General features: G+C 68.5%; 10 protein-coding genes. 8 read left to right on the top strand and 2 right to left on the bottom strand.

Annotated features, from left to right (window positions below):
• Positions 1-528: 528 nt before the first annotated feature.
• Positions 529-666 carry a hypothetical protein gene (locus IT306_22560; protein MCC7371216.1) on the bottom strand — a complete coding sequence of 46 codons (138 nt, stop codon included), beginning with the start codon at positions 664-666 and terminating at the stop codon, positions 529-531.
• A 168-nt stretch (positions 667-834) separates the two neighbouring features.
• On the opposite strand from IT306_22560, the gene acs reads away from it, so the two are divergent.
• Entirely contained in the window at positions 835-2,814 is a 1,980-nt protein-coding gene (gene acs / locus IT306_22555; protein MCC7371215.1) for an acetate--CoA ligase, read from the top strand.
• A gap of 73 nt (positions 2,815-2,887) precedes the next feature.
• On the opposite strand, the gene IT306_22550 is transcribed toward acs, so the two are convergent.
• Positions 2,888-3,883, bottom strand: coding sequence for a glycosyltransferase family 2 protein (locus tag IT306_22550; protein ID MCC7371214.1), 996 nt, complete (start codon positions 3,881-3,883; stop codon positions 2,888-2,890).
• Between the two features lie 158 nt (positions 3,884-4,041).
• Here IT306_22550 and IT306_22545 point away from each other — a divergent pair, with 158 nt between their 5' ends.
• The 7 genes from IT306_22545 to IT306_22515 form a co-directional block, all read left to right on the top strand.
• Positions 4,042-5,742, top strand: coding sequence for a glycosyltransferase family 39 protein (locus IT306_22545; GenBank protein ID MCC7371213.1), 1,701 nt, complete (start codon positions 4,042-4,044; stop codon positions 5,740-5,742).
• Positions 5,681-6,688 carry a Gfo/Idh/MocA family oxidoreductase gene (locus tag IT306_22540; GenBank protein ID MCC7371212.1) on the top strand — a complete coding sequence of 336 codons (1,008 nt, stop codon included), beginning with the start codon at positions 5,681-5,683 and terminating at the stop codon, positions 6,686-6,688. The genes IT306_22545 and IT306_22540 overlap by 62 nt, the downstream gene beginning before the upstream one ends.
• 363 nt (positions 6,689-7,051) lie before the next feature.
• Positions 7,052-7,615 carry an adenylyl-sulfate kinase gene (gene cysC, locus IT306_22535; GenBank protein MCC7371211.1) on the top strand — a complete coding sequence of 188 codons (564 nt, stop codon included), beginning with the start codon at positions 7,052-7,054 and terminating at the stop codon, positions 7,613-7,615.
• 19 nt (positions 7,616-7,634) lie between these two features.
• A complete protein-coding gene (locus tag IT306_22530) occupies positions 7,635-8,939 on the top strand; it encodes a sulfatase (protein MCC7371210.1) in 1,305 nt (434 codons plus the stop codon).
• A 682-nt stretch (positions 8,940-9,621) separates the two neighbouring features.
• A complete protein-coding gene (locus IT306_22525) occupies positions 9,622-9,999 on the top strand; it encodes a DUF423 domain-containing protein (protein ID MCC7371209.1) in 378 nt (125 codons plus the stop codon).
• A 66-nt stretch (positions 10,000-10,065) separates the two neighbouring features.
• A complete protein-coding gene (locus IT306_22520; GenBank protein MCC7371208.1) occupies positions 10,066-11,526 on the top strand; it encodes a cysteine--tRNA ligase in 1,461 nt (486 codons plus the stop codon).
• Positions 11,493-11,797, top strand: a 305-nt coding sequence (locus IT306_22515) for a hypothetical protein (GenBank protein ID MCC7371207.1), incomplete at its 3' end; no start/stop codon positions are given. The genes IT306_22520 and IT306_22515, both read left to right, overlap by 34 nt.

Here is an 11,797-nt window from a genome sequence, read left to right as displayed (position 1 = left end):
TGCATGTTGATGTCGTCGTGCCGCCGCGTCGGGGCTTGAAAGCCCCGCCTACCATCCTGCAGTCGCTGCGCGACGCTCCAGTCGCACCAGTGCCGGCCGTTCCCGACGGCCGTCGCGCAGCGACGGCATGACTGTAGGCGGGGACTTCAGTCCCCGACGAGGTCGCAGGACGTGCTCGTCATGCGATCGCCCTGATGCTGCTACCAGTGCAATCGTATGTTGAGCGCGTCGCGCCGCCTCGTCGGGGCTTGAAAGCCCCGCCTACCATCCTGCAGTCGCTGCGCGACGCTCCAGTCGCACCAGTGCCTGCCGTTCCCCACGGCCGTCGCGCAGCGACGGTGTGACGGTAGGCGGGGACTTCAGTCCCCGACGAAGTCGCAGGACGTGCTCGTCATGCAATCGCCCTGACGAGACTGGCGGGCCGAACGTGCCAGCATCGACACAGCAAGGCCCTCACCCTGTTCCGCTCCCAGTGGGAGCGGAACAGGGTGAGGGCCTGACGCGGTGTGCGAGATGCGACGCCAGCGGTCAGGCTGGCTGCGGAACGCGGCCGGCCTCACTCTCGCCGTAGGTGTCGTGCACCTCGTCCCAGATGCGGACGTGGTTCGCTTCGCGGATGAACGGCAAGCCGACGACCAGGGTGATGGTGGAGACGGCTGAAACCATGCCATGCTGCACCCGACAAATGTGTCATCCCGAGCGAAACGAGCGTGCGAGTGACGGGGAGGCCTTCGGATTCAGTGTGGCGAAACGACGGGCACTCTGCCGGCATGTGACGATCCGTGACCCTCGGAGTAGACTATCAAGGCACACACCACGAGGGGGTGGAAGCTCATGTCCACACCGCCCGACGCGGCTCCCGAGAGCCAGGGGGCGATCTCCGCGCTGCTGCAAGAAGACCGCCGCTACCCGCCGGACGCGGCGTTCGTCGAGCAGGCTGTCGTCAACGATCCTGCCATCTACGAGCGCGCCCGCAAGGATCCAGAGGCGTTCTGGTCCGAGCAGGCGCAAGCCCTGGACTGGATCGAGCCGTACTCGAAAGTCCTCGAGTGGGACGTGCCCTGGGCGAAGTGGTTTGTCGGCGGCAAGCTCAACGCCTCGGTCAACTGCGTCGATCGGCACACGAAGACCTGGCGCAAGAACAAGGTCGCCATCATCTGGGAAGGCGAGCCGGGCGACTCCCGCAACCTGACCTACGGCGATCTCTACCGCGAGGTCAACCAGTTCGCGGCGGCCCTCCAGAAGCTCGGCGTCAAGAAGGGCGACCGTGTCGCCATCTACCTTGGGATGGTGCCCGAGCTGGTGGTCGCGATGCTGGCCTGCGCGCGCCTCGGCGCGCCGCACACCGTGGTGTTCGGCGGGTTCAGCCCGGAGTCCTTGCGAGACCGCATCCAGGACTGTGAGGCCAAGATCCTGATCACGGCGGATGGTGGCTGGCGGCGCGGCGGCAAGGTGCCGTTGAAGGACAACGCCGACAAGGCCGTCATCGAGTGCCCGACCATCGAGCACGTCGTCGTCGTCAACCGCACCGACGATCCCCGGCACGTCCCGATGAAGTCGGTCCGGGACATCTGGTGGCACCGGCTGATGGACGAGTCGAAGCACGCGGTGGTCGAGCCGGAGGCGCTGGACTCGGAGCATCCGCTCTACATCCTGTACACGTCGGGCACGACAGGCAAGCCGAAGGGCATGCTCCACACCACGGCCGGCTACCTCGTCGGCAACAACACCACGACCCGCTTTGTCTTCGACCTGAAGGACGACGACGTCTACTTCTGCACGGCGGACATCGGCTGGGTCACCGGGCACAGCTACATCGTCTACGGGCCGCTCTCCGCTGGCGCGACCTGCGTGATGTACGAAGGCAGCCCGGACTACCCTGACAAGGATCGCTTCTGGGACATCATCGAGAAGTACCGGGCGACGATCCTCTACACCGCGCCGACGGCGATCCGCAGCTTCATGCGCTGGGGCACCGAGTTCCCCGAGAAGCACGACCTGTCCAGCCTGCGGCTGCTCGGCTCGGTGGGTGAGCCGATCAACCCCGAGGCCTGGGTCTGGTACCGCGAGCACATCGGCGGCGACCGCACCCCGGTGGTGGATACGTGGTGGCAAACGGAGACGGGCAACATCCTGATCTCGCCGCTGCCGGGCCTGACGACGACCAAGCCCGGTTCGGCCACGATCCCGTTCCCGGGCATCGACGCCGACGTGGTGGACGAGCAGGGCAAGACGGTCCCGGTGGGCGGCGGCTACCTGGTGCTGAAGCAGCCGTGGCCGGGCATGGCCCGGACCATCTGGGGCGATCCTGACCGGTACGTCAACCAGTACTGGAGCCGCTTCAAAGGCTGGTACTTCACGGGCGACGGCGCCAAGCGCGACGAGGACGGCTACATCTGGCTGCTGGGCCGGGTAGACGACGTGCTCAACGTGGCCGGGCACCGCATCGGCACGATGGAGGTCGAGAGCGCGCTGGTCTCGCATCCGTCGGTGGCCGAGGCAGCGGTGGTCGGCATCAGCCACGACATCAAGGGGCAGGCCATCGCGGCATTCTGCACGCTGCGGGCTGGGAACATCCCCGGCGACGAGGCCGCCGACGCCCTCAAGAGGCACGTGGCGATGAAGATCGGGCCGATTGCCCGCCCGGACAAGATCTTCTTCACGGCCGAGCTGCCGAAGACCCGCAGCGCCAAGATCATGCGCCGCCTGCTGCGCGACATCGGCGAGGGCCGCGTGATCGGCGACACGACGACGCTGGCCGACCCATCGGTGCTGGCGGAGATCCGCTCGCAGTACGAGGAGAAGGAAGGGTAGCGGCCGGCCCTCACGATGGGGAAAGCCCTCACCTCCCGACCAAGTCGGGGGGTGAGAGGCTTCGGCCGCTGACCTACTTCTCCGGCGCTCGGCTCCGACGCACGTTGACCACGTCGGCCAGCAGCCCGATGGCGACGCACTGGAACGCCGCGAACAGGAAGATCAGGGCCGTGTTGTCGAAGATCTTGCCGAAGCCGAACCAGCCAACCGCCACGATCAGCGCCGCCACCAGGAACAGGCCGATGGCGATCGGCAGGTAGACCTTCAGCGGCCGGAAGATCAGCGTCAGCCGGATGATCAGCATGAAGAAGTTCCAGGTGTCCTGGATCGGGCGGATCTTCGACTTGCCGGTGCGGGCGTAGTAGTCGACCTCGACGTACTCGACGAGGTAGCCACTGTTGAGCGCGGCCAGGGTGATCGTCGTAGTGAACGAGAACTTCGAGGGCAGCAGGTCGAAGAACTCGATGGCGAGCGCCCGGCGGAACAGCCGCAGCCCCGAGTTCAGGTCGGGGATCGGCGTGCCGGTCAGGAAGCTGGCCAGCCAGCGCAGGAAGTTCTTGGCCGGGCGTCGGATGAGCGGGATCGCCGCGTTCGGGCCAGTCCGCGCCCCGACCACCATCTCGGCGTCGTCGAGCATCGCGGCGAGGCGCGGGATCTCCTTCTCGGGATAGCTGCCATCCGCGTCGATGATCGCGATGCGCTCGTAGAGGGCGTGGCGGATGCCCGTCTTCAGGGCCTCGCCGTAGCCGCGATTCTGGCGATGCTGAACCACCCGCACGCCGGACTTGCGCGCTTCCTCGGCCGTGCGGTCCTTCGAGCCGTCGTCCACGACCAGGATCTCATAGGGGTAGTCGAACCCGTCCATCGCGCCGCGCAGCCGGTCCACGACCGGGCGGATGCCGTGCTCTTCGTTGTACGCTGGAACGACGATGGTGATGGCGTTGGCGGTTGGATCGTCAGCCGGGGTGCGCGAGAGAATCGCGGTCCGCGTGCTCAGATCGGCAACTGGCATGATGCTGGACGCTTCCTCGACCGACCGCCGCGAGATGCGCGGTCCTTCGGACGTCATGTTGCGCTGGCGCGACGACTGCCGCCTCTCAAGCGCCGGCCAATGGTAGCACAGCGCTTCGAGAGCCGGCCCGTCATTTGGTGACCGTTCGGGGGTCGGCAACAGACCGCTCACAGGTTGACGCCGTGCGGAGGACGCGGATACGGTTTCGTCCAGCCATGACCGCACCGTCCGTGACCTCAGTGCCGCCGGCCGCAGCTACGGCAACCCCGGCTGAACGCCGCGCGCTCGGGGCGTCGGCTGGGGCGGGCGTCTGCGCACGCTGGCTGAGCGGCAGGCGCGCCCTGCTGCTGGATGCTCTGCTGCTGGTCGTCGTGCTCGGCGTGGCCAGCGCGATGCGCCTGCGGTTCCTCTCGGCCGGTGTGCCGGTCTTCGTGACCCCGGACAGCGACGACTACCTCTGGCCCGGCTACGCCCTGGCCTACGGGCTCGGCTTCGAGCCGGAGCTTCGGCGCACGCCGCTCTACCCGATCTTCATCGGCGGCGTCCTGCTGTTCGGCGGCAACCTCGCCACGCTGGCGGCCGTCCAGCACGCGCTCGGCGTGGTCACGGCCGGCCTGACGTACCTGCTCGGTCGGGCGGCGGTTGGCCCAGGCGGCGGGAATCAGGCCGGCGAGTCCGTGGCATGGCCGCTGGCTGGCCGGCTGGTCGGGCTGGCGGCCGGGCTGCTGGTGGCGCTCTCCGGCCCGCTCATCATCTACGAGCATTTCATGATGTCCGAGGGGCTGTTCACCCTCGTGCTGACGCTGGCGCTGTTGCTCCTGGTGATGGCCTTGCGGCAGCCGACCGTCGGCTGGCTGGTGGTGGCAGGCGTCGGCGTGGGCCTGGCCTGCCTGACCCGGCCCATCGGGCAGGTGGCGGCGCCGGTCGCGCTCGGACTGCCGTTCCTGCTGGCGCTGCCATCCTGGCGAGACGGTCTCCGACGCGCCCTCCTGGTCGTTGTCGGCATCCTGCTCGTGATGGCTCCGTGGTCGCTGCGGAATCTGGCGATCCACGGCACGCCGGGCGCTGAGGGGGCGTTGGGGCAGGCGTTGATCGGGCGGACGGTCCGTCACGACAAGGGGTACCTGTACGACGACCCGGCCCATCCCGACCCGAACCCGACGCGCGCCGCTGCTCGCCGCATCATCCAGGAGGAGGCGAACGGCGGCGAGCCGTCCGGCGGCACCATCACGCAGCGAGTCCGCGATGAGTTGGGCCTGACGCAGGCCCAGACCAGCACCCTCCTCCGCGATCTCGCCCTCTCCGAGATCTGGGAGCGGCCCGGCCACTACCTCCAGACCACCCGTGAGATGGCCTGGGAGCTGTTCCAGGGCCGCAACGAGCGGCTGCTGGGCAACTGGCGGCAGCGGACGACCCGCAACTGGGATCGGAAGTGGGATCCGCGCATCGTCGCCCTCCTCGATCCCGACCGTCCCGCCGAGGGTGACCTCTACGAGCGCGCGGACGGCGTGACCAGCTTCTTTCAGCCCTGGCGCTGGCGCACCTCCCTCTCCTGGCTGGCGGGGATCGGGCTGGTGGCCGCACTGGCGGTGCCTCGGCTGCGGCCGGCGCTCGCGCCCGCCCTGACGGTCATCCTGCTGGTCGTGGCGGCGTCCGCGCTGGACGGGCTGGTCTGGCGCTTCCGGTACCCTGCCGATCCTGCCATTGCCGTAGCAGCGTCCCTGGGCGTGGGCGCGCCGTGGGCGCTGGCCTGGGTTGGCATCGCACGCTATCGTCTGCTCGGCGGCCGGCGGGACACGCCCGGCACGCCCGGCGGCATCATTGACGATGCTTCGGCTTCGGAGGGACACTCGCATGGCAACACGGCTGAACGTGGCGCTGGTGGGCGCCGGATTGATGGGGTCGTTCCACGCTGAGACCCTGGCGCATCGCCTGCCGGGCGCGCGGCTGGCCGTCATCGCGGACGCGGACGAGCCGAAGACGCGCAGCCTGATCGACCAGCTTGGCCTCGACGACACGCGTTACGAGCGCGACGCCCAGGCCGCGATCTCGTCGCCGGACGTGCAGGCGGTGGCCATCGCCACGCCGGCGCGCTTCCACGCCGACCTGATCGTGATGGCGGCCCAGGCCGGCAAGCCGTCGTTCACCGAGAAGCCGCTGACGCACACCGTCGAGGAGGCCGACCGGGCGATTGCGGCCGTGGCGGCGGCGGGGACGTTTCTCCAGGTCGGGTTTCAGCGGCGGTTCGACCGAGGCTTTGTCCGCGCGAAGCAGGCCGCCGAGGACGGGACGCTCGGGCAGTTGCATCTGCTGCGCTCGATCACCCGTGATCCGGCCGTGCCACGCCCCGAGGGGCCGCTGCCGTACGCTATCTTCCTGGAGACGATGATCCACGACTTCGACGTGCTGCGCTGGCTGGCGGGCAGCGAGCCGGTCGAGGTCTCGGCGATGGCCGGCTCGATTGCCTGGGGGGCCGATCCGGCCTCTGGCGCGCTCGACACGGCGGTCTGCACGGTCCGCTTCGCGAACAGTGCGCTCGGGACGGCCGACGTGAGCTTTAACGGCGCGTTCGGCTACGACGTGCGGGCCGAGGTCTTCGGCACGGGCGGCATGATGGCGGTGGGCGACGGCCGGCAGGACGCCGCCGAACTGTACACCCCGAGCGGCGTGAGCCGTCCGCACCACTCCTGGTTCAAGCCGATGTTCGGCGACGCCTACACCGCCGAGCTGGCACACTTCGTGGAGTGCGCGCGGACCGGACACGCACCGTCCGTGACCGGCAAGGACGGCCGGGAGTCGTTGCGGATGGCGCTGGCGGCCATCGAGTCGGTCAAGACCGGGCGGTCGGTGTCGCTGGCGTAGGACTGCCAGCCCGTCATTCGGCCAGCATCAGACGTTCCGCCGGGCCTGAGGAAGATCCCTCCACTTCGCTCGTGCCTCGCTTCGGTCGGGATGACGAGGTAGTGGCGTGGGGACGCTCTGCTCGGGATGACGAGGTAGTGGCGCAAGCTCGTTGCGCCCGCCGCCGACCCCTCCGCTATCGCTCGATTTGCCCCAGCTTGCGGCGTTCCGGTACGGTCCCGCCCAATGTATTCGATAGGCGGCGGCTACTCTTCCGTCTGAACCGGTAAGATTCTGCCGGCCCGGCCACCTGGTCGAACCCGCCACGATGCGTGTGGGACGGCAGCCGGGCGGCAGCAGCCCGCCATCCTGGGGAGCAACTCCTTGAGCACAGGCTTCACCCTCTGGTTTACGGGTCTCTCGGGGGCCGGTAAGTCCACCATCTCCGAGATTGTCGAGCGGCAGCTCCGAGAGCGCGGCCAGCGCGTCGAGCGGCTCGACGGCGATATCGTGCGGACGCATCTCTCGAAGGGTCTCGGCTTCTCCAAGGAAGACCGCGACGAGAACATCCGCCGCATCGGATTCGTCTGCCAGTTGCTGAGCCGCAACGGCATCGCGGCGATTGCGGCGGCCATCTCGCCGTACCGCGAGATCCGCGACGAGGTCCGCGCGAAGACCGAGAACTTCGTCGAGGTCTACGTGGAGTGCCCCATCGAAACGCTCGTGCAGCGGGACGTCAAGGGACTGTACAAGAAGGCGCTGGCCGGCGAGATCAAGAACTTCACGGGCGTCTCGGACCCGTACGAGCCGCCGACCAGTCCCGAGATCGTGGTCAAGACGAGCCAGCAGACGCCCGAGCAGAGCGCCGCCGTCATCATGGCGAAGCTCGAAGCGCTCGGGTACCTGCCGACGCACGCCGGCGTGGCCGCAAACGGCCGGCACAACTAGGGCGGGGGACGACACGACGATGCCGCGAAACGTCCTCTTCCTGATGGTCGACTGCATGCGCGCGGACACCCTCTGGGATCGCGAGCGCTACCCGTACGTCCCGAACCTCGACGCCCTGATGGCGCGCTCGACCAGCTTCACCGAGATGATCACGGCGGCCACCACGACGACGCCGTCGGTGGCGACGTTGCTGACGGGCCGCTACCCCGCCGAGCACGGCATCCGCTCGCTGCTCGGGTACAAGCTCCAGCCAGACGTCAAGACCTTGCCCGAGATCCTGCGCGAGCACGGCTACCACACCGTCGCCGAGGTCACCGGGCCGCTGTTTCCGGTCACGGGGCTGGATCGCGGGTACGACCTGTACCACCGCCGCGAGCGCCACTGGTACCTGGATACCGGCTGGGGCAGCAAGGTCATCTCCACGCTCCAGGATCGCCGCATGCGCGAGCCGTGGTTCATGTTCCTGCACCTGTGGGAGCTGCACTGGCCGCGCAAGGCGAAGGGCCGCTTCGCCAGCCCGCGGTACGGCAAGCAGCTGTACCAGCGCTCGGTGGCGTACCTGGACAGCCAGTTGCCGCGCATCCTGAACGCCATCGACCCCGAGAACACGGTCGTGGTGATGACGGGCGACCACGGCGAGGGCATCGCGGGGGCGATTGACGATCCGCGCCCGTGGGTCCAGTTCGCGGTGAGCGCCGGCTACAAGCTGACGAAGGGGCTGCCCGCGCAGACCAAGAAGCGGATTCTCTCGCTCGGCAAGAAGGCCGTGCTGCAGGAGAAGAACCAGCAGGAGGTCGCTGGGCACGCACAGCTCTGCGTCTACGACTACCTGATCCGCGTGCCGCTGGTCATCAGCGCGCCTGGCATCGTTCCGGCCGGCAAGAAGGTGGACACCCAGGTTCGCCACATCGACATCGCGCCGACCATCCTCGACGCGGTCGGCATCGACCCGACACCGTATGGGCTGCAGCCATCGTTGCTGCCGATGATGCGCGGCGAGGACACGACGGACCGGCCGGCCGTCACCGAGGCGCTCCAGACGATGCTGCACGACAACGTCAATCGGCTGATCGGGCTGCGGACCGGCAAGTACAAGTACATCTCCGCGCCGGACAACCCGACCGTCGAGCAAGAGGTCTACGACCTGGAGGCCGACCCACGCGAGAAGGTGAATCTCGCGTCGAGTCGGCCGGAGCTGCTGGAGGATCTCAAGCAGCAGCTGGTGGCGATCCAGAGCGGCGCGACCTCGACGGCGATCCGGATGTCGGCCGAGGAAGAGGCGCTGATCAAGGGCCGGCTCGAAGCGCTCGGCTACGTGGAGTAGACGGGGCCGCGATCATTGGCCGCGCATGGACATAGCTCACCAGCCCTGGACTGGCCGAAGCAGGGCGATTGCATGTTCATTGGTGTCCCCGAAGCATCATGGAACGGGCGGTCGGGGACTGAAGTCCCCGCCTACACGCATGCAGTCGCTGCGCGACGGCCACCGGAAACGGCGTCGTCTGGTGAGACCGGGGCGTCGCGGAGCGACTGCAGGATGGTAGGCGGGGCTTTCAAGCTCCGACGCCGCCGCACGACGCGCTCAACATACGATTGCACTGGTAGCAGCATCAGGGCGATCGCATGTTCATTGGTGTCCCCGAAGCATCAGGGAACGGGCGGTCGGGGACTGGAGTCCCCGCCTACCGTCACACCGTCGCTGCGCGACGGACACCGGGAACGGCAGGCGCTGGTGCGACTGGAGCGTCGCGCAGCGACTGCAGGATGGTAGGCGGGGCTTTCAAGCCCCGACGCGGCGGCACGACGACATCAACATGCAATCGCCCTGCGTGACGGTCCAGAACGATGGCTGTTCACCCGGGCCGGTTGGTAGCATCCGTGGTGGTACACCCTCCCTCGCACGCGCTCACCCCGCATGTCGCTCCCCTGCTCTCCCCTCGCTGCTCTGCGACGACGGCGCTTGTGCTACGGCCGCCGGGGCCTTCTCCCGGCAGATGGCAGGCCTGATGCTCTCCTCTGAACGCCTCTTTCTCGGCCTCGGCGCGATCCTCGCCTGTCTCTCGGTGGCAGCCGGCGCGTTCGGCGCGCACGCGCTCGTCGGGGTGGTCCCGCCCGAGCGCATCGTCGTCTGGGAGACCGCCGCGCGGTACCAGATGTACCACGCCCTCGGGCTGATGGTGGTGGCGTACCTTGCGTCGCAGAAGGCCGCTGGTCCGGCCCGCGTCGGCGGCTGGCTCTTCATCGTCGGCACGCTGATCTTCAGCGGCAGCCTGTACCTGCTGGTGCTCACCAACATCCGCTGGCTCGGCGCGATCACCCCCATCGGCGGGACGGCGTTCCTGGCCGGCTGGCTGTCGCTGGCCTGGGGTGTCTGGCGGCGCTGACGCGGATCGTGGGTCGAAGGTCGTAGATCGTGGGGAGGTGTACGCCCCACGCCCGACGCCCCACGGATGGCCTCGTCGCCCGGTACAATTCCGTACTTGCTGGTGGGAGAACGCATCGTGTCACAGCGCATCACGTCCACGCTGAGCGGACAGAAGGAAGACTTCGAGGTCTCTGGCCGGCCGGTGCGGATGTACGTCTGTGGCATGACGCCCAAGTACCACCCGCACGTCGGCCACGCCCGCGTCTTCGTGTCGGCGGACATCCTGCGCCGCTACCTCGAATACAAGGGGTACGAGATCGTCCACGTCCAGAACTTCACCGACGTGGACGACAAGATCATCGCCCGCGCCAAAGTGGACGGCATCACTCCGGCCGAAGCTGCGAAGCGCTACTCCGACTCGTACTTCGAGGTGATGGATCGCCTCAACGTCCTGCGCGCGCACCAGTACCCGACCGTCACCGGCTCGATGGATGCCATCGTCGACTACGTCAAGGGGCTGATCGAGCGCGGCTACGCCTACGAGTCCGAGGGTGACGTCTACTTCCAGGTGGACCGCTTCGAGGCGTACGGGCAGCTCGCCCGCCGCACCGAAGAGGGGCAGCTGCAGGGCGTCCGTGTTGACCTGGAGCCGGGCAAGCGGGATCCGCGCGACTTCGCCCTCTGGAAGCGGGCCAAGCCCGAGGAGCCGCACTGGCCCAGCCCCTGGGGCGATGGCCGGCCCGGCTGGCACATCGAGTGCTCGGCGATGGTTCGCGAGACCCTCGGGGATCAGATCGACATCCACGGCGGCGGGCGCGACCTGATCTTCCCGCACCACGAGAACGAGCTGGCCCAGAGCGAGGCCTACACCGGCGTCCACCCGTTTGTGCGCTACTGGGCGCATGCCGGGCTGGTCACGACCGGCAGCGAGAAGATGGCCCACTCGCTGGAGAACTTCACGACCATCGCCCAGGTGCTCGACGTCTACGAGCCGATGGTCGTGCGGCTGTTCCTGCTCCAGACCCACTACCGCTCCTCGATCCTCTACACCCGCGACGCCCTGGACAACGCCGGGCGTGCGCTGGCGCGCCTGCGCGGCGCTCTCGACGGCTACAGCGGCGCGGCCACTGAGCCGGCCGCGCGGCCGTCGTTCGCGGCTGACGCGCGAGCTGCGTTCGAGCGAGCGATGGACGACGATTTCAACACCCCGGGAGCTCTCGCCGCCCTCTTCGACCTGGTGCGCGAGATCAACCGTCGCCGAGATGCGGGCGCTCCCGCCGGCGAGGTCGAGGCCGGTCAGCACGCGCTGCAGGCGCTGGCAGGAGTCCTTGGCTTGCAACTGGATGCGCCAGACAGCGCGGCTGACGGTGCAGACGCCGGGCCGTTTATCGAGCTGTTGGTGCAGACGCGCCAGCGGCTCAGGGAGGCGAAGCAATGGGCCCTGGCGGACGAGGTTCGAGACCGCCTTCGCGATCTGGGCGTCCTGGTGGAGGATCGTCCGGGCGGGGCGGTGTGGCGAAGGGAACGGGCGGCAAGCGCGGGCTGAGCGGCGGTAAGGGTGGCGGCAAGCCGTTCACCAAGGGCGGCAAGCCGTTCGGCAAGGGCGGCGGCGCACCGTTCGGCAAGAACGATGGGCCGCCGCGTGCCCGCCGGGACCGTGACGACGACCAGCGCCAGCCGTTCGAGGGTGGCGAGCGGCCGGATCGACGGCGTGCCCCGCGCGACAACGACGGACCAGACGGTCCCCGTGAGGGCGGCGAGGTCCGGCGTGGACGCACGTTCGGCGCCGGTGGACCGGGCGGTCCTGGCGGGCCGGG

This window comes from Chloroflexota bacterium (assembly GCA_020850535.1).
In the GTDB taxonomy this organism is placed as follows: domain Bacteria; phylum Chloroflexota; class UBA6077; order UBA6077; family JACCZL01; genus JADZEM01.
Note: the sequence above shows the minus strand (reverse complement) of the source record. Positions and strands in the feature narration are given on the sequence as shown.